We start from the raw sequence: 19451 nt of genomic DNA, 5'->3' as shown, positions 1-19451 counted from the left end.
GGGGATGTACCATGGAGGAAAAGTTATTTTTTTATTATACGAATGATTTACATAGTAAATTTGATCAATGGTCACGCGTAGCAGGTTATTTAAAAGAAGCCCGAGATACGAAGAGAGCAAATAATCAATCGTGTTGGCTATTCGATATTGGTGACCATGTTGATCGTGAGCATCCGATTGCAGAGGCTTTTATGGGAAAAGCGAACGTGCAACTAATGAACGATGTCGGATATGATGTAGTCACCTTTGGCAATAATGAAGGGATTACGCTAGAGCATGAGGATTTATATCATTTATATGATGATGCAAAATTTGAAGTCGTATGTGCAAATTTACAAAATTTAAACGGTGCCAATCCGCCATGGGCACATCCAACGGTACAAATCGAATCACACAATGGTGTTCGAATTAGTGTTATCGGATTGACGGCGCCATTTAATGCATTTTACGAACTATTGGATTGGCATATTAAATCACCCTTTGAAGTGTTGGATTATTATGTGGCAAAATTGGCGGAACAAACAGACGTCATTGTGTTATTGTCCCATTTAGGCATAACAGAAGACCAAGAGATTGCTCGGAGATACGAGGATATCGACGTTATTATTGGTGGACACACCCATCATTTATTACGTACTGGTGAAACGGTAAAGGACACCATCCTTACCGCTGCAGGAAAGCATTGTGCTTTTGTCGGGGAAGTAATTTTAACTTGGGATACGGAACAGGAGAAGCTTGTAAACAAGGAAGCATATACAACTGACATTTCAGAGAGGGCGAAAGATTTACAAACCGAACAGAAACTAAATGATTTAATCGTACAGGCGGAAAAAGTTTTAGAAGAAACTATTGTCACAGCTGATGAGATAATCGAGGTTAATTGGTTCAAAAATACCTTGGTAATGGAAAAGCTAACAGAGACCCTTAAGGATTGGACTGGTGCTGATTGTGCCATGCTAAACGCTGGTGTATTACTCGACCAGTTTGAGGCTGGACCCATTACACGTAAAGACATTCACCGAATTTGTCCGCATCCCATCAATCCATGTGTCGTTGAATTGAACGGCGATGAATTAATGGAGGTTGTTCGCGCCTCCTTTACAAAGGATTTTATGGAACTAAAATTAAAAGGATTTGGTTTCAGGGGAGAGGTACTAGGTAGAATGATTTACGCTGGTATCGAAGTAAGAACGGAGATAAAAGAAGACGGTCACGAATATGTAAAAAAAGTTAATTTAAATGGTGAACCAATTGATCCAGATCGGACCTACCACGTGGCAACAGCTGATACATTTACATTCGGACGATTACTACCAGAGGTTGCAAAGTCAGAAGTGAAAAACTATTACTTACCAGAATTTTTACGTGATTTATTAGTCCTTACATTAAAAAAAGAATATGGCAAAGCATAATTCTTTCGAGTAGCACTGAATCCGCCATCTGCATACACATATATAGGTGAAGATGTAGAGAGGGAGGAGCTATTCGAATGATAACTGTGAATCCATTAGAGATTGATGGAATATTTTTTACGGCAATTACTGTTGAACTACCAAAAACGAATTTACTTGTCATTTCAAATGAGATTGGTTATATCATGTGTGGTGCATTAGATGTTGATTTATTAAACGAAAAGCTAGCTGACAGGAAAGTCATCGCCGGGCGAGCGGTAGGTGTAAAAACAATTGATGAATTGTTGCATGCACCACTACAAAAAATAACCGACGCTTCAAAATCATATGGATGGGAAGCTGGAATGACCGGTAAAGATGCATTATCGCTTATTTCATAAAGGATATGTCTTCCATTGTGGGAGGCATATCCTTTATTTCGCCCCAGTTTTGTCGATATTTGTATTTTTTTATAAATTTATATAGTATTTTAGGTTGGAATTTGTTAGAATTTTTATGAAGTTAGCCATTATGAATTCAATTTGCTGCGACACAGAGTTAGGAGAACGCTATGAGATTAGCCAATACAAAACGAATTAAACCGGGTACTACAGTTGGTCAAGCGGTGTATAACGAAAGTGGTACGGTATTAATTCAAAAAGGATTGAGCTTAACCAAGCAAATGATTTCGCGTTTGGTAGAGCAGGGCATTACATATATTTATATTGAAGACGAGTTGACCAATGATATTCAAATTGAATCTGTTATATCTGAAAAGTCGAGACTTGAAGCAACGACTACAATAAAAGATACATTTTCTGATATTAAGCAAAAAGGTTTTACTGACCGCTCCTACATACTAGAGAAAAAAGGTAGTCAGATGGCGAACGTTGTGGAACATCTTATCGATGAAATCATGAATCGGAGAGATGCATTATCATTACTTGCTGATGTGTTTGTCACGGATGATTACATATTCCAACATTCGCTAAACGTTACAATATATTCACTAGCTATCGGGACAGAACTTAAGCTGACAAAGGATAAACTTATTGAACTTGGCGTCGGAGCAATGCTGCATGATATAGGGAAAATATTTATTGACCCTGATGTTTTGAAAAAGCCCTCCAGTCTAACACCAATAGAATTTGAGGCAATTAAGTGCCATACACAATATGGGTATGATTTCTTGCGTAAACAAGAAAGCATTCCACTTGTAGTAGCACACTGCGCATTCCAGCATCATGAACGGTTGGATGGATCAGGATACCCGAGAGGGATTGATGGTGGTGAAATCCATCCACACGCGAAAATTCTTGCTGTAGCTGATGTATTCGATGCGGTTACAAGTAACAGGAGTTATCGTGATGCAATGTTACCACATGAAGGACTTGAAATCTTATATGCTGGAGCAATTAACAAATTTGATAAAGGGATAGTTGAGGCCTTTAAACGAAGTGTAGCTGTATATCCAAATGGATTGACGGTTAAATTGAGTGATAATCGAATCGGTGTCATCTTAAAGCAACATTTGCATTTGTGTGATCGTCCAATTGTTCGAATTACGAAGGATGAAAGCGAACAGGATGTAACTCCATACGAAGTTGATTTATCGAAATGCTTATCTCTCACGATTTCCGCTTGTCTTCATAACTAAAGATAATTTGAAATTCTAACTCTCTTAATACAAGCATATCTTGTTTTAAGGGGGTTTTTTCATGTTGATGCAACCGAGAAAATTTCAGTTTAAAAATAACCGAAAGCCACCTCCAGTTAAATACATATTCGTTATAACGTGTATCATTTTTATATCGGTAACGTGGTTTAGTGTTTGGTTTATAGGAAAGGAAATACGGCCGCCATTAATGGAAATAGCGCAAAACAAGACAATCGAGTTTGCGACAAGAACAATTAATGCTGCGGTTAAGTCTAGCGAAGGTGTAACATTTGATGACCTTGTGGAAGTATCCAAAGATGATCAAGGATATATTACCATGCTTGGTTGGAGTGCTGAAGCACAGAACAAGATATTGAGGAAAGCTACGGAACGTGCAGAATACTTTTTATATAATATGAATAAAGGGGAAACAGTAGATACGGATGATCCTGATATGCCGTCATTAGATTATGACGATTCGGCAAATGATTTAGCAGAAAAAGATCCAACCGTTGTAGAAATACCTATCGGGCAAGCTTTCGATAGTCCAATCCTTGCAAACTTAGGTCCTAAAATACCGGTAAACTTTGAAATTGTGGGTGCGATTCAATCTGATTTGTTTTTTGAAAAAGAAGAACTTGGCATCAATACAGCTGTCTACTCTTTATATGTTAAAGTGCAAGTCGATGTACAAATTGTTGTTCCGTTCACAACTAAAACTAAGAAAGTAACTACTAATATTTACATTGATTCAAGAACGATTAACTCAGAGGTACCAGACTACTATGGAGGCAGTGGAACTGAACTTCCACCAATTGCCATCCCTAAAGATGACTTGAAAAAAAGTGAATAACTTAGTATAATAAAAAAATAATTTCATAGACTAACCTTATCAGATCGGTGAGGTAGAGGAGCAAACAGAAAGAGTAGTCAATAGGAGAATGACACCTATGATTATTGATGAAAGGGCTGTTTGCCGAAGCGAAGAAAGGGTCAATCTTTCTACCGCTGGGATGGCTTTGAATAAGAGCTATACTGTCATGTAAGGATTGTGCATGGAGAACTACTGATCGAAATGGAGGATAACGTATATTGTAAAAGCAATGGTAGGTTATTTTCTATCATTGCTTTTTTGTGTGTTTTTATATTGCGTATCTCTGTGCACCTTCATCAAAAAATTTATGGAGGTAAAAGAAAAATGGAAGGAACGATTTACTCATTAGTACCAGCTCTACTCATGCTTATATTGGTACTACTTACAAAACGTGTTTTACTATCATTAGGAATCGGGATTATTGTTGGGGCTTTATTTATTCATGATTTTAATATCTTAAATACGTTAAACGAAATATGGACTGTTTTTTATCAAATTTTTTATACAACTGAAGGGCTTAATATTGGTAATTTGTTATTATTAGGATTTTTATTCCTTTTAGGTATCATGACAGCTTTTCTTTCAGCATCAGGTGGGAGTCGTGCATTTGGCGATTACATGATGAAGCGTGTGAAAACGCGCGCTGGTGCTCAAGCTATGACAGCAATCTTAGGAATCATTATTTTTATTGATGACTACTTTAATGCATTAGCTGTTGGCCAAGTAGCTAGACCTTTGACTGATCGACACAATGTTTCACGTGCGAAACTAGCATATTTTATTGACTCAACATCTGCTCCAGTAACTGTACTTTCACCAATTTCGAGTTGGGGTGCGTATATTATTGGGGTGATAGGAAGTTTATTAGTTGCGAATGGCATTACTAATATTCAACCGCTTGAAGCATTTGTTCAAATGATTCCACTCAATTTTTATGCAATCGGTGCAATTTTGCTAGTGTTTTTAACAGCATACCTCAAATTGGATCTTGGACCGATGCGCAAACATGAAAAACGTGCGATTGAAACTGGTGAAGTCATTGATCCTAATGATTCAAACATACCAGGTGATTTAGAAGAAGTATTTGATCCACATCGTGATGGAAAAATATATCATTTGATCATACCAATTGTTTTATTAATTGTAGGTACTGTCGGAGCAATGATTGTTACAGGTGTACAATATAGCGATGATGACTCGCTCCTTTCCATTTTTGCCAATACAGATGTTAACTTATCATTAATAATTGGTGGTGCCTTAGCAGTTGTGGTGGCATTTATCTTTCACCTATTACAATCCGAACCACGTGTTAGTAGTTTGAAGATTGTTGGAGAAGGCATTAAAACAATGTTACCTGCTATTTACATTCTGATTCTAGCATGGATGATTGGTTCCGTAATTGATACATTAGGAACAGGTAATTATCTTGCTCATCTTGTAGAGAAAGCTTCCATTGATGCTGCATTACTACCATTTTTATTCTTTATTATTGCAGGGTTAATGGCATTAGCAACAGGAACTTCTTGGGGAACGTTTGGTATTATGTTGCCTATCGCAGCTGAAATTACCGTTATTACCGATGTATCCCTGTTATTACCTTCGCTTTCTGCAGTATTAGCAGGATCAGTATTCGGGGATCACTGTTCACCGATATCAGATACAACAATACTTTCGTCAACAGGTGCTGGAGCAAATCATATCGATCACGTGTTAACGCAGTTACCTTATGCAAGTCTAGTTGCAGTAGCTGGGGGTATTAGTTATTTAGTGATGGGATATTCAGGGAATGTTCTACTTTCCTTGCTATTGACTCTTGCCTTAGTAGTTTTAACCAGCATGTTTATTCATTTTATCAACAAAACCAAAGTAAATAATGTATAATCTAATCCAGACTGTCGTTCATTCACGGCAGTCTGTTTTTTAGACTTTAAAAGGGTATGGTATTGAACTAGTGATAAATGTTTCCTAAGTACGTTGGGCATAAGATTGTGTAGGCATATCCTTGTTAATGAATTGAGTAGAAACAAAGCATTTACTATTATAGAAAAGGTTAACATATAGTAGCCTAAAACTTTTAATAGTTTTAAAAATATGAAAATTGCTTTGACATAGATATAAAGTATCGTTATAATACAATCATAAATATCTGAAAAAAGTAAAGATTTATAACATTCCTTCTCAACTTTTTTCATAGATATACTTTAAGAAGGAATAGAAGAAAAGGGGAGGTAGAATCGATGGAGACAAGGTCTCAATGGGGAACACGAGCTGGATTTATTATGGCTGCAGTTGGTTCGGCAATTGGTTTAGGTAACATTTGGCGATTTCCAGCGGTAGCATATGAAAATGGTGGTGGAGCATTTTTTATTCCGTATTTATTCGCTTTACTAACAGCAGGGATTCCAATTTTAATCATGGAATTCACTATGGGTCATAAATACAAGGGATCAGCACCATTAACGTATCGTAGAGTTAATAAAAAGGCAGAATGGGTAGGTTGGTGGGCAGTATTAGTAGCATTTGTCATTTCCACCTATTATTCGGTTATTATTGCATGGTCCATTTCTTACTCTGTATTTTCATTCAATTTAAATTGGGGAGAAGATACACAAGGATTTTTATTTGGTGACTACTTACAATTAGCAGATCCTGGTCAAGTAGGCGGATTTGTCCCAGGTGTACTTATTCCATTAATTATTGTTTGGCTTGTTGTTTTAGGAATTTTATTCAAAGGTGTTAAAAAAGGTATTGAGGTTGCGAACCGGATATTTATACCAGCTTTGGTAATTATCTTTATTATTATCGTTATTCGCGCAGTCACCTTACCTGGTGCACTTACTGGTTTAGAAGCATTCTTCGAACCAAACTTTGACAAGATTATGGATCCAAGCGTATGGGTTGCTGCTTACGGTCAAATATTCTTTAGTATGTCGATTGCATTTGCAATTATGATTACGTATGCTAGTTACCTTCCAAAAAAATCTGACATTACAAACAACGCATTTATTACAGGTTTTGGTAACTCAAGCTTTGAATTACTTTGTGGTATTGGAGTATTCTCTGTACTTGGCTTTATGGCAATGCAACAAGGTGTTGCTGTAGACGAGGTTGTAGCTGGTGGCGTTGGATTAGCGTTTGTGGTATTCCCGCAAATTATAAATGAATTCCCAGCGTTTAATGAATTTTTTGGGTTTTTATTCTTTGCATCATTGGTTTTAGCCGGTTTGACTTCGTTAATTTCCATCACGGAAACGTATGTTGCTGGTTTAGTTGATAAGTTTAACATTTCTAGAAACAAGGCGGTATTATTTGGTGGAGGAGTAGCAGCCCTAATTTCATTGTTATTTGCAACAAGGGGTGGTTTAAACTTCCTTGACGTAGCGGATTACTTCATTAACCAATTTGGTGTAGCATTCTTAGGATTAGTCGAAGTTGTACTAATGGCATGGGTATTCCGTAAACTGAACGAATACAAAAATCATGCAAATGAAATTTCTGATATTCGACTCGGTTCATGGTGGACAATTAGTTTAAGCGTAGTTACACCAATCGTCCTTGGATACATGATGTTTGGTTTATTCAAGGAAAATCTGTTAAAAGAATTTGATACACCTACTGGAAACTATGGCGGCTACGCAGATTCATTTATTCTCTATAGTGGAGTATTTGTAGCTGTCGGCGCAATAGTAGTAGGTATCTTGATATCGTTAAGCAAGTGGAAAGCAAATAAAGAAGACTTACCTTCATCTAAGGGAGGCGAATAATATGAGTGCTAGTGCAATCTTTATTATGATTTTAGGCATGGTAATTATTTGGGGCGGCCTTGTTGCAAGTATTATGAATGCCATTAAAAAGGGAAAAGAACGAAAAGCAAACTAAAATCAATATAGAAATGTAAAGAACCATTGAGATACAACGTTATCTTAATGGTTCTTTTTCTAATTGTTGAAAGTAACGAGAATCTATAGCACCACGCTAGTAAAGGAAATATACGAAGACTTTTACGGGATGACTCAGAGTTTGTCGATTATCATGGTAAGGAATGGCTGTGATATATACAATCATGCGTTGATTAAAGCATCCAATGGGGAGAAGTTCCCACACTGAATGAAGTTTCACTTTATTGTTTTTCCATTCGCTCCCACTTTTTCAAGTATGGATAAGGATCAAAGGACCATTCACTGTAGCCGTTATCCTTGTACATGCCATAGTGCAAATGTGGTGGGAATTTTCCAGATGTTCCGGGGGGACCATATCCTGTTGATCCGACATAACCAATGACATCACCAGGCTTCACAATTTGGCCAACCTTTAAGTTGTCTGCGTATTTACTAAGATGTGCAAAGTAATGGTATATGTTATGAACATCCCGTATACCAATTCGCCAACCACCAAATAAATTCCATCCCATTAATTCAATTACACCATACGTTGTTGATCTTACAGGAGTACCATAATCAGCAAAAATATCTGTTCCTTCGTGGATTCGCAAACCACCGAAGCCACGTCTATTACCCCACGTGTTATTGTAGCTATAATTATAATTTGAAGGTAAAGGAAATGCACGATCCGTTAATTCAATACCATTAAATTTGTTAAACACTCGAGCCGTGTTCATGATTGATTGAACAGTTAAATCACGATGATAATAATTCCAAAGTGCAATTTTGATATCTTCTTTTGAATATCCATAGGTTTGCAAGTACCTACCCATTGTATACAATACATCCTCAGGGTTATTCGGATCAGCCTTTTGGTCTCCATCACCATCTTTCCCGATACCATTAAAGAGGGTGATAGCTTGCTCGCTCATGTTTTTAGGATTTCCTATTCCATACCACTTTACTGGTTCAAATGAAATGGAAATAACTTGATCTGATGGAACATCTTTTTGAATATTTCGTTCGTACTGGTCAATAGCAGCGTAGTAATACCATGGAATTAACGTCAAGGCCTCTGCTTTTTTAAATAGCTCCATTCGTTCTTCGTAAATGTCATTTTCTTCTTCGGCAAATACAGTATTTGTGCCTAATTGTACGGTGAGTATAATAACTAGTGCACAAATAGCGTGATAAATTTTCATAGCATCATCACCTATTGTTTTCCTTGTCAACGCCTTGCGGTGACTTTTTCATTTCTTTTATGATGGAGTCGATGGTATTACGGTAATCACCATTCTGTGTAGTACTATTGTGCAAGCTTTGGATATCAGGAATTAAACTTTGATTATCGGATACATAAACCTCAAAGTAACTTGGCATCACAGCAGCAGCAGACTTCTTCGCGATATCTGCAGCTATTTCTTCATCAAGCTCGTCATCTGCACCGTATGCAATTAGGACCTCTCTATCTGTAACAAGCGTTGCAACTTCTTCAAAGTCTTGATTACGAAGAATTATTCGTGAAATCATGTCAGCTAGTTTATGACGATCCATCGTAACAGAATGATTACCTTCCTCATTGGTATCTAACTGATCCTTTGTATAATGGACATAACCTAAACGATTTTCCTCTTCAAAATCTGAAGGATTTTCGTCATTTCTCGTTGGATCTAACTCATTTCTTATTTGTTCCTGTTCACCCGTACCTTGATTGGTAGTTCCACATGCGGAGATGAACAGTGTACACAATAATAATACGAATGCAAATTTTTTATACATAAAAATTTCCCGCCTTTTTTTCTTATTTATCCCGCATTAACAGGCAGTAATACCCTTTTCGAAAATGGACTATCACCGACCCGTAAATGTCCGATTCGTTCAACTAAACATTCAATGAAAAAATAAACACTCACTGAATACAGTTTCACTTTATGGGGTTATTTTGCTACATGATAAAAATTTCATTCACAATCATTTTGGACTAATACATGTAAATTCAGGATAATTGCTAGTTGAAATGCTTTCATTTGTGGTAAACTATAATCAACTCAAGTGGGGTGAACGTGTTGATTGAATTACATGGAAAAACGTATGAACTGATAGAAGACAATAAAAACGGATTTGACCAAGAACGCCTAAATGAGCGATTCTCTGAAATACTATCCAAATACGACTTTATCGTCGGTGACTGGGGCTATGATCAGCTACGTTTGCGTGGATTTTACGATGATCAAAACGTAAAAGCTGCATTTGACTCTAAAATTAGTACGCTAGACGATTATTTATACGAGTATTGTAATTTTGGATGTGCCTATTTTGTATTAAAAAAAGTTGATTAGAAAAACTCGCCATTCGCCTCGTCCGTAACAGCGAATGCCGTAGTTTTTCTTATAAGGTCTACCATAACGTTATAAGTAAGAGCAGTAGTTCAAATTGGAACTACTGCTCTTTTTCTTCTTCAGGGAGCACCTCACCAGTTTCGTCATGCGGTGGATGTAATGGTGGAGTATGTCGTTGTAAACCATCATGCTGTTCTTTATCCGGATAAACAAACGCACTCTGCCTGCGTTGACCCTTTTCCCAAGGAGTTGATTTACTTTCTACAGGCTCGTGCTTATTAATTGATGATCCCACAGGTCCCTCAGGAAACTCCTCTGGAATTAATTCATTTCGTTGCCTCTCTACATTATCTACTTCTGAGTAATTTCTTTTTTTATTTCTCGCCATTTGTCTCACCCTTTCATTATTCAGTTTTTGTTAAATTGGTCCTATTTATGTAAAACAAAACGAATCATTTCCTTATATGATTATTTTGTCACACTAAATTGGCTAAACATGTGAATATTGAATTAGAAAATTTGATAGTAAAATGCTTTAAAAAACGACAATTCAATAATTAGCTAGAGCCTATACTAGAAAAGGGATAAGCGGTGATAAATTTATCTTGAATTCAAGATAAATTACCTTTTGTTAAAGATTTTGAAAAATGATTAGAAATACCCATAAATTTAAATTTTAAGGTATGTTATTGTTAAAATATGGAAATACTATAGGGATTTTTATCCTTTAAATTAACAATAAATGGTAAGTAAACTTGAAATTTTACACTATATATACTTTTAAACTGCCTGTTTTAATTGGCTCAAATTGACATGTTTGTAATTTGTGTAATTATTTATATATATAATGGGTAATTAGTAAGTAGTTAAACATAATTTTTGAAATGAGGTTTAAGTTGATGCTCGAGTCGAAGCGGAAGGCAATTATATTTTTTTTAATCGCACTTATATTAGCTGCTTTATCAGGGTTTTTGGTGCTAAAGAAGGTGCAAGCACTTAACAGTAATTTAGGAACAATGGTGGAAGTCGTTGTTGCTAGTAACGAAATATCCTCACGAGCTTTAATCACACCAGAAGACATTACTACAGAAGAAATTCCAAAAAAATACCTTAGAGATGAACATATTGTAAACATTGAGAATCTAATCAATAAGGTATCGGTTGTTCCACTTTCATCAGGTGATATCATAACGAAAAATATGCTGAAGCAGGCATCGACGGTAACCGAAGCGGATAATCGACTTGTAACAGTATTACGTTCGGAGAGTGTATTCTTTGATGAAAAATTAACTCCTCTTGACCGGGTTGACCTTATAGTTTCGCACACCTTTGATGGAAAACCAGTTACAGAAGTTTTCATGACCGATGTAAAGGTTGCTAGAACAACTTCGGATAAAAATGGTAAATTCCAAGGAGTTCAATTAGAAATTCCTTTCGAAGATGTCCCTAACTTAATACATATGCAGAATTACGCGGACAGTCTAAGAATAGTAAAATCAAACGTTGGGCAGCAACAAGAAAGTAACGAAGAACCTGAGACTGAAGGAATAACTGAAGAAACAACACCGACAGAAGAAGAACAGCCAAAGGAAGAACAACCGAAAGAACAACCAAAAGAGGACCAACAATCTAAAAAAGAAGAAAAATCAACTGAAGAACAACCAAAAGAAAAGGAAACAAAAAAAAGATGACCAGTAAAATACGTTTCTTTTTCGATGGAGGAATCAAATGAAAAAAATAAATGAAATACATGTATTAGGGGAAAATGAATTCCTTTATGAATCGATACAAAGTCAACTTAGTGAAGCGTTTCAATTACAACGGGTCTTACCACAAGACATAAAGAAACATACGATTCAAATAGCTATTATTTTAAAAACAGAACAAGAGTCACCACTAGATCTTGTGCAAATTGTGCTTGCGGAACATCCTAAAGCAACCATTGTATTTATCAATGATATACAAAACTTTGATTTATTACGGGACTTAACTAAATTTGGTGTGACGGATTACTTTGTTTTGCCAGTAGAAGAAGAATTACTAAAGGAAAGATTGAACATTATCATCGGAACAAGATTGGAAGGTGGATCAGGTTCCCAAGAAGTATTTAAGCGCGGTGGAGGAAGAGTATTTACCTTTTATAGTGGTAAAGGTGGATCCGGGAAGTCATTAATTAGTTCTGCATTTGCTCAAACACTAAAACTTGAGTCGACTGCTAAGGTGCTTTATATCGATTTAAATCTACAGTATGGCGGGTCAGAAACATTTCTAGGATTAGAAAGTAATCGTTCCATTATAGATTTAATTCCAGTAATACATGAACTGAATGAACACCACATCCGAAACATTGCAGAAAAAGAGCCACATTCTGGACTGGAAGTTTTGGTAAGTCCACGTGATGCCGAAATGGCAGAAAAAATTGATCAAGAGTTTATTTTACGATTGATGCGGGCTAGTAAACGGAGTTATGACTTTATCGTAGTTGATGTACCAACCTGGATGGAGGAGCGTGTTTATACGGCGCTGGAAGAATCAGAGCGCATTTATTACGTGATGAATTTGGATACAGTAGCAATTCGTGTCTTAAAAAATGTCGAAACGTTGTATCAACAACTTGGAATTAATACGGAGGACCGAATGGAGCTCGTAATTAATTTTGCAGGGAAAGATAACGAATTAACGAAGAAGGATATTGAACGTTTTGTGTCATACCCAGTCGCTTCCGAGATAAGAAGAGATTTAAAAGGTGTTCAGAGCTTTATGAATCAAGGTGTTCCTCTTCGTAAAGAATCAAAGGAAAAAAAGCTTACGCCAGTTGCAAAAGACGTACAAAAATGGGTGCGATCCATGCTGAAATAAGGAAGTAAACAAATTTAAAGGTGGTGAGGCAATGCCCCTTTTTCAGCGGAATAATAGAGAAGAACAAAAGGACAGCTATAAGTCAGACTACATAGTAAGTAACTCATATATAGATGAATTAGTTGAACATTATAAATCTAGGCTTTTAACAGAGGTCAACTTGGAGCAGATTACAAGTTTACAAGAAGCAGATAAACGACTAAAGATTGAACGATTTATTAATCAGTTTATGACCGAGGAAAAAGTTGTTATCCCCAGGCATGATAAAGAAACGTTACTTTCAAGACTTATAGACGAAAGTGTTGGATTTGGTCCAATTGAATCGCTGTTAAAAGACGATGATATTACGGAAATACTGGTAAATGGACCGAAAGAAATATATGTAGAAAAAAACGGGAAACTCGAGCAAGTAGATATAACGTTTAAAGATGAGGCACATGTCAGACATATTGTTGATCGTGTAGTAGCACCTTTAGGACGGCGTATCGATGAAAGTTCACCTATGGTGGATGCTAGATTACCAGATGGTAGTCGTGTTAATGCCGTCATCTCACCAATAAGCTTAGGTGGAACGATCATCTCTATTCGGAAATTTAGGAAAACCCCTTTTGTCATGGACGATTTGGAGAAATATGGAACGTTTACTAGCGATATGTCGAAATTTATGCAAGCCCTTGTACAGGGGAAAATGAACGTACTGATCTCTGGAGGAACAGGTAGTGGTAAAACAACACTACTCAATGCATTAGCAAAAGCAATACCGTATGATGAACGAGTCATTACCATTGAAGATTCAGCAGAATTAAGACTTGCACGTAAAAACGTTGTTGGTATGGAAGCAAGACCACCTAACGTTGAAGGGGAAGGCGAAATTTCGATACGACAATTAGTAAAAAACTCATTACGAATGCGTCCTGATCGAATCATCGTTGGAGAGGTTCGAGGATCAGAAGCGTTCGACATGCTACAAGCAATGAATACTGGACATGAAGGATCTTTAACGACTGTCCATTCGAATACACCTACAGACGCGATTAATCGTGTGGAAGGTATGGTAGTAATGGCAGGTATGAACTTACCTACTCATATTATCCGAGAGTATATTGTTGGAGCGTTAGATTACATTGTTCAAGTACAGCGTTTGTCTGATGGTACCAGGAAGATTATGAATATAGCAGAAGTGGAAGTTGGTAAGGAAAATAAAATTGAGGTTCGGGATATCTTCTGTTTTAAACGAACTGCCGTAGATGAAAAAGGCAAAATTCATGGTTTTTATACTGCAACCGGCATACGTCCGAAGTGTATTGATCAAATGGAAACATTAGGAATTACGTTTAGACCTGATTTCTTTGAACCTGAAGGAGAGATTGCAGATGAGCTTAACCGTGTCCATACTATATAGCTTCGCGGTCCTATCGTTACTTATCTGCGGATATTTTTTCTTAGGATACAGAAATCAGAAGAAAGAATGGAAGCAAAAAGTTAGACAATGGTATCCAGAGGAACAACGAAAAAGTGTAATAAGCAAGCTGGGCGATCGATTTGACGAACGTGAGAGTTCAGACAAATTACGAAACAAACTACAAAATGCGAATCTAAAGTTATTACCATCGGAATATATGGGTGCGTTGATAGTTGGATATCTAGCATTATTTGTATTGTTTTATTCAGTATTTAATATGCCTTCATTTGTGAGTATGTTTCTACCTTTAGCTATTGTAATCGCATTAAACTTTTTATTATTTTATTTTCGGAAAAATAACTATGAAACTCGTTTTAATGAGCAATTATCTGAGATTTGTAGATTACTAGGAAATGCTGCAAGGTCAGGACTTACAATAAATCAAGGTATTGACATCGTCGCAAGAGAAGTAAGTGCACCAGCTGGTGATGAGTTTAAACGTATTTCCAACGAATTAAAGCTAGGAGTTTCTTTAGAAGCGGCTTTACGATCAGTTCAAAAAAGAAATAAATCTCGAGATTTCAATTTGTTCATTGCCACATTATTGATACAGAAGAAAACGGGTGGAAACCTGGCATTGACCTTGGATACAATGGCAACCACATTTGAAGATCGAAAAGTACTAACGCAAACAATTAAAACAATGACTTCGGAACAAAAATATATTTCCTTTATTGTTCCAGCATTACCGATATTTTTACTGCTAGTCATGAATAATGTGATAGATGGTTTTATTGAACCACTATGGGAAGGGTTTGGAATCGTCATTTTAATTTTATTTCTAGCAGCGATTCTTTTATCCTTCTTCTTAATTCGAAAAATTACGGACATAAAGGTGTAGCCTATGGATGCATTAATTATTATTACAATCATAGCTTTTTGGTTCTGTATCGTACTTTGTATGAAGCATTTCTGGTCTTTTTTGCAAGAAAAGAGAAGCGTATTGGACCATGTGTCGGAAGTAACGCACGTTGACCCATTTGAGAAAAAACAAAAGAAAAAGAATCGACGAGCAGCAATCTTTCAACAAGTCACCAAGTATGCAGACGATTTCTCTGATCTCGGTCAGCGAATCAATTTTTTCAGTGAGAATTATAGTGTGAAAGAATGGTTAAGAAAATCTGGTAATCCGTTGCAATTAACGGTAGAGCGATTTCAAGGATTAAAAATATTCCTATTCATAGTTGGTTTCTTTGTAGGAATCTTAGCAGTTATTATCGGTCTTCCGTTATCTCAATATATACTTGTGTTTGCACCAATTTTAGGTTATTTTACTCCAATAATTTTAGTAAGAAGAGAAGCTAAGAAAAGACAGGATTTAATTCGCAAAGATTTACCCGACTTTCTAGATACAGTAAGTACTAGTGTGCAAGCAGGAGTTAGCTTAGATCATGCATTAAGGGAGGTGATTCGTTACTTTGACGGGCCGATACGAGAGGAGTTCTCTAGGTTTAACCAAGAGATAGACCTAGGTGTGCCGAGAGAAAATGCATATCGTGATCTTCTGGGACGTAACGATAATCCAGAATTTCAATCTTTAATTAAAGGTCTTATCCAAGGTTTGAATTTAGGTATTCCAATTGCAAAGACATTTAGAATCCAAGCAGATGATATGCGACAAATTAAGGAAGAACAGGCAAAAGAACTCGCTGCAAAGGCGGCACCAAAGGTAACACTAGTAACAACCTTTTTAATTGCTCCAGTTTCCATATTGATGATTGCAGGGCTGATGATCATGAATATGTTGATGGGGGATAATAGTATCTTGAGTAACTTTTAATAAAAAATTAGGAGGAATTTTAAATGAATTATGTAAATGGACTTTATGCGAAGATGTTAAACACTGTTGAAGGATGGAAAAATGAAGAAAAAGGATCACAGACGTTGGAGTGGATAGGGATTGCAGCAGTAATAGTACTTGTTGTTGGTTTGGTATCAACTGCTTTTGATGGTTCTAAGTTTGGAGAAACCATTGTGAAAAAATTTGAAGGATTCCTTTCTCAAATAGGTGGCGGTAAATAATATTGAACAATTGATTATAACAACAACTAATAGGAGAATTTAAATGACTAAAAAACTTCTTGTATTTCTTACACTACTATTTATTTTAGTTCTAATTTCAGCATGTAATAATGATGTAAAGAAAAATGATATTAAAAAAAGCGATAATGAAGAAGTAGAACAAGTTGATGAAAAAGAAAATAGTCAGCAGAAAGAAGATAATACGGAAGAAGATACAGAAGTACAAAACGTAACAACTTCTATTATTCAAGACACACCACCCATTCCGACAGACGCAGCAGGATACGTGAATCAACTTCCGGGAGAATTTGCTGGTAAAGAAATTTTGGCAGATGATATAACTGCAGAATTGAAAAAAAGATTTAAGGACTTACCACCTTTAGGTGAAAGTGCTACACAAGAAGAACGTGACCAATATTTTAGTTATTTTTATTGGTTAATTGCTGAAGATTATCCGGATCCACAAAACATTATAAAAAAATGGCAGTTTGGATCATTTGGTAATCCAAAATTACCTGATTCAAAATATCACTTTAAAGAAAATTACAATATTGAAATTATATTGGATTCAAGTGGTAGTATGGCAAACGTCATTGATGGAAAAACACGTATGGAATTAGCAAAGGAAACAATAAACAATTTCCTGAAAAATGTTCCAGAAAAGGCAAATGTATCGCTACGCGTATATGGTCATAAGGGTACCGGCTCTGATAGCGATAAAAAGATGTCGTGTAGTGCTATTGAACAGGTTTACGGTTTTGCTCCGTATGATGAGCAAAAGTTTCAAAAGGCATTGGATCAATTTAAACCAAGTGGGTGGACTCCAATTGCTGGTGCATTAAAACAATCAAAAGAAGCATTAAAGAAGTTTGATGCAAAGAATAATACCAATTTAATCTATTTAGTTAGTGATGGGATTGGCACCTGTGATGGAGATCCCGTTAAGATCGCAAAATCACTTTCCAAATCAAATGCGCAACCAATTATTAATATTATTGGTTATCAAGCTGATGCAAAGGCGCAAAAACAATTACAAGAAATGGCCGAGGTATCAGGTGGAATTTACTCAAACGTAAATGATTCTGACGGATTGCAAGAGGAATTTGCCCGCGCAGAAGAGGTACTACAGGCATGGAAAGAGTGGAAAGAAGATGCTTTGCAGGAAGCAGATTATGCTGATACGGATAGTTATTTCGACATATTAGGTATTACTAATGAGTGGAGTTTCACTACCACTTCTCAGCAAAACGCTTTATATAATCTAATGTATGTAGCAGAAGAAGCAGGAATAATTAACTTTGAACAACAACAAGATTTTCAATCTAGAGCAAATAAAATGAGAGATATTATTGATGGTTTCGGAAATGAAATAGAGAATCAACTAAAAAATATCAGCGCAAAAAAAATTAAACAATTAAAGAAATCTATTAATGAAAAATACAACAAACAAACACAGAACTAACATAAATGAGCCACTTGTATAAGAAAAGTTAAGGGGTGATAGAAATTGGTAGATTGATGAGAATTATTTTTGTCCTTTTGGCAATCCTTTTCGTTACATTTCAACCAGTCATGGTTCCAGTTGCTTATGCAGTGGAATCATGGACTGGTAACCCGTGGGAAGGAAACCCATGGGAAGGAGATCCTTGGGATGGAAGTAGCTTACAATGGGAAGGCAAGACGTGGACTGGAAAGCAAACTGAAGGTGAAAGCTGGACTGGAAAAGGCACAAATGGTAAGGGGACAGAAGGCGAGAATTGGACTGGTTACGACTGGGAAAGTGTACCCTGGTACCTAAAAGGCTGGAATCAATCTGATTTTGAAGGGGACAGTTGGAATAAGCCTGCCTGGATAGGTAATGGTACGACTGGAAACCCTTGGTTAAATCCAGGATGGGCTGGGTACGGAACTGTTGGAAACCCATGGACGAACTCTACTTGGAATGGATACGGTACGAATGGTAATCCTTGGGCTGGACCATATGGTCTTGGAAACCCATGGATGATGTACGGATACAATGGATACGGAACGATAGGAAATCCATGGGCGATTTCAGGTTTTTCTGGAAATGGAACCACAGCAGAACCCGGATTTCCTCAAATACCACATTTTTATGATGAAAAAGGTTTTCAGATCGGTGAATATGTTGTAAAAGACATTATAAACGGTCAGGCACAGTTTATTAATGCTGCTATTGATTACCAAAATAGATTAGATGCTGGGGAAAACGTGAAATTTGGTTTTGGTAGTACTAGACAAATGTTTGGAAACATGATTGTCAATGGAATGAAGCTTGGTGTCGGTAGTAATTTTATAACTGATGCTTACGATACGGCTTCAAAAGTTGAAGAAGGTATCAAAGCAGTAAAGGACTTTCAAAATGCACGTAATTTGAAAAATTTAGCAAATGCCGGTAACGTTGCTGAAGCTGCAGATGATTTATCTAATGTCGCAAATACTGGGGATACTGTTTCAGATCTAACTAGGGCTGCTGGAAAAATGGGTGCATTATCTAAATTAAATGTAGGGGTTGCAGCTTTAGGTACAGGTGTCTCAGCGGTGAAAACGTACAATAGTATTGGAGATGCAGTTGATACGTTTAATAGCAATGCTTCTGGTGCCGAGAAAACTTCAGCTGTTGCGGACGTGGGAGAAAATCTAGGAGATACACTTATGAATGCCGGTGTAGTAACTGCAGCTATTCCAGGTGGCCAGGTAATTGGTGCAGGTATGGTTGCTGCAGGAGCTGGTTTATGGGTAGTTTCAAAAGGTGTAAAACTATTTGCAAATAACTGGAAAGGTAGTTTGGGATCGACGGCTAAATCCCTTGCAAAAAAAGCTGGTAACGCGATAAAAGATGGTGCTAAAAAAGCTTGGGATACAGTAACTGGCTGGTTTTCTTAATCGAATAGAGCATTAGCTCTATTCGATAATTGCTAATTTAACAATCCTAGTAAGTCTTATGT

At 36.6% G+C, this 19451-nt stretch carries 19 protein-coding genes and 1 riboswitch; of the genes, 16 read left to right on the top strand and 3 right to left on the bottom strand.

Annotated elements, in window-relative coordinates:
• Nucleotides 1–11: 11 nt before the first annotated feature.
• The 7 genes from ACY9Z2_RS06625 (at nucleotide 12) to ACY9Z2_RS06595 (ending at nucleotide 7801) form a co-directional block, all read left to right on the top strand.
• Nucleotides 12–1412 (top strand): bifunctional metallophosphatase/5'-nucleotidase, encoded by a 1401-nt coding sequence (locus ACY9Z2_RS06625; RefSeq protein WP_463608832.1) that lies wholly within the window; start codon nucleotides 12–14, stop codon nucleotides 1410–1412.
• Nucleotides 1413–1489: 77 nt separating this feature from the next.
• On the top strand, nucleotides 1490–1792 hold the full coding sequence (locus tag ACY9Z2_RS06620; protein ID WP_463608831.1) for a YunC family protein: 303 nt from the start codon (nucleotides 1490–1492) through the stop codon (nucleotides 1790–1792).
• Nucleotides 1793–1962: 170 nt separating this feature from the next.
• Nucleotides 1963–3048, top strand: coding sequence for an HD-GYP domain-containing protein (locus ACY9Z2_RS06615; protein WP_463608830.1), 1086 nt, complete (start codon nucleotides 1963–1965; stop codon nucleotides 3046–3048).
• A 61-nt stretch (nucleotides 3049–3109) separates the two neighbouring features.
• A complete protein-coding gene (gene yunB / locus ACY9Z2_RS06610; RefSeq protein ID WP_463608829.1) occupies nucleotides 3110–3901 on the top strand; it encodes a sporulation protein YunB in 792 nt (263 codons plus the stop codon).
• A gap of 45 nt (nucleotides 3902–3946) precedes the next feature.
• A riboswitch (Lysine riboswitch) is annotated at nucleotides 3947–4122 on the top strand.
• A 124-nt stretch (nucleotides 4123–4246) separates the two neighbouring features.
• The gene (locus tag ACY9Z2_RS06605) at nucleotides 4247–5803 is read left to right on the top strand and encodes a Na+/H+ antiporter NhaC family protein (protein ID WP_463608828.1); all 1557 of its coding nucleotides are present in this window, start codon (nucleotides 4247–4249) and stop codon (nucleotides 5801–5803) included.
• Between the two features lie 356 nt (nucleotides 5804–6159).
• Nucleotides 6160–7686 (top strand): sodium-dependent transporter, encoded by a 1527-nt coding sequence (locus ACY9Z2_RS06600; RefSeq protein ID WP_463608827.1) that lies wholly within the window; start codon nucleotides 6160–6162, stop codon nucleotides 7684–7686.
• Between the two features lies 1 nt (nucleotide 7687).
• Nucleotides 7688–7801, top strand: coding sequence for a methionine/alanine import family NSS transporter small subunit (locus ACY9Z2_RS06595; RefSeq protein WP_463608826.1), 114 nt, complete (start codon nucleotides 7688–7690; stop codon nucleotides 7799–7801).
• Between the two features lie 241 nt (nucleotides 7802–8042).
• Here ACY9Z2_RS06595 and ACY9Z2_RS06590 read toward each other — a convergent pair whose 3' ends face one another.
• Together ACY9Z2_RS06590 and ACY9Z2_RS06585 are read right to left on the bottom strand one after the other, a co-directional pair.
• Entirely contained in the window at nucleotides 8043–9005 is a 963-nt protein-coding gene (locus ACY9Z2_RS06590; RefSeq protein WP_463608825.1) for a M23 family metallopeptidase, read from the bottom strand.
• Nucleotides 9006–9012: 7 nt separating this feature from the next.
• Nucleotides 9013–9582 carry a YhcN/YlaJ family sporulation lipoprotein gene (locus ACY9Z2_RS06585; RefSeq protein WP_463608824.1) on the bottom strand — a complete coding sequence of 190 codons (570 nt, stop codon included), beginning with the start codon at nucleotides 9580–9582 and terminating at the stop codon, nucleotides 9013–9015.
• 287 nt (nucleotides 9583–9869) lie between these two features.
• Between ACY9Z2_RS06585 and ACY9Z2_RS06580 the strand changes: the two genes are divergently transcribed.
• A complete protein-coding gene (locus ACY9Z2_RS06580; RefSeq protein WP_463608823.1) occupies nucleotides 9870–10142 on the top strand; it encodes a YutD family protein in 273 nt (90 codons plus the stop codon).
• Nucleotides 10143–10242: 100 nt separating this feature from the next.
• Here ACY9Z2_RS06580 and ACY9Z2_RS06575 read toward each other — a convergent pair whose 3' ends face one another.
• Nucleotides 10243–10530, bottom strand: coding sequence for a hypothetical protein (locus ACY9Z2_RS06575; protein WP_463608822.1), 288 nt, complete (start codon nucleotides 10528–10530; stop codon nucleotides 10243–10245).
• Nucleotides 10531–11041: 511 nt separating this feature from the next.
• Between ACY9Z2_RS06575 and cpaB the strand changes: the two genes are divergently transcribed.
• Genes cpaB through ACY9Z2_RS06535 form a run of 8 tightly spaced genes read left to right on the top strand, consistent with a single transcriptional unit; the run spans nucleotide 11042 to nucleotide 19389 of the window.
• Entirely contained in the window at nucleotides 11042–11833 is a 792-nt protein-coding gene (cpaB, locus tag ACY9Z2_RS06570) for a Flp pilus assembly protein CpaB (protein WP_463608821.1), read from the top strand.
• A 37-nt stretch (nucleotides 11834–11870) separates the two neighbouring features.
• Nucleotides 11871–13001 carry a CpaE/TadZ family protein gene (locus tag ACY9Z2_RS06565; RefSeq protein ID WP_463608820.1) on the top strand — a complete coding sequence of 377 codons (1131 nt, stop codon included), beginning with the start codon at nucleotides 11871–11873 and terminating at the stop codon, nucleotides 12999–13001.
• Between the two features lie 31 nt (nucleotides 13002–13032).
• On the top strand, nucleotides 13033–14403 hold the full coding sequence (locus ACY9Z2_RS06560; RefSeq protein WP_463608819.1) for a TadA family conjugal transfer-associated ATPase: 1371 nt from the start codon (nucleotides 13033–13035) through the stop codon (nucleotides 14401–14403).
• The gene (locus ACY9Z2_RS06555) at nucleotides 14375–15304 is read left to right on the top strand and encodes a type II secretion system F family protein (protein ID WP_463608818.1); all 930 of its coding nucleotides are present in this window, start codon (nucleotides 14375–14377) and stop codon (nucleotides 15302–15304) included. The genes ACY9Z2_RS06560 and ACY9Z2_RS06555 overlap by 29 nt, the downstream gene beginning before the upstream one ends.
• A gap of 3 nt (nucleotides 15305–15307) precedes the next feature.
• Nucleotides 15308–16243, top strand: coding sequence for a type II secretion system F family protein (locus tag ACY9Z2_RS06550; protein WP_463608817.1), 936 nt, complete (start codon nucleotides 15308–15310; stop codon nucleotides 16241–16243).
• A gap of 23 nt (nucleotides 16244–16266) precedes the next feature.
• On the top strand, nucleotides 16267–16485 hold the full coding sequence (locus tag ACY9Z2_RS06545) for a hypothetical protein (RefSeq protein ID WP_463608816.1): 219 nt from the start codon (nucleotides 16267–16269) through the stop codon (nucleotides 16483–16485).
• A gap of 43 nt (nucleotides 16486–16528) precedes the next feature.
• A complete protein-coding gene (locus ACY9Z2_RS06540) occupies nucleotides 16529–17947 on the top strand; it encodes a VWA domain-containing protein (RefSeq protein ID WP_463608815.1) in 1419 nt (472 codons plus the stop codon).
• Nucleotides 17948–18003: 56 nt separating this feature from the next.
• Complete coding sequence (locus ACY9Z2_RS06535; RefSeq protein WP_463608814.1) at nucleotides 18004–19389, top strand: hypothetical protein; 1386 nt, start codon at nucleotides 18004–18006, stop codon at nucleotides 19387–19389.
• Nucleotides 19390–19451 lie beyond the last annotated feature (62 nt).

Source organism: Virgibacillus sp. GM2-2 (assembly GCF_055329585.1).
The sequence above is the reverse complement of the archived record's forward strand: the minus strand, read 5'-3'. Positions and strand labels throughout refer to the sequence as shown.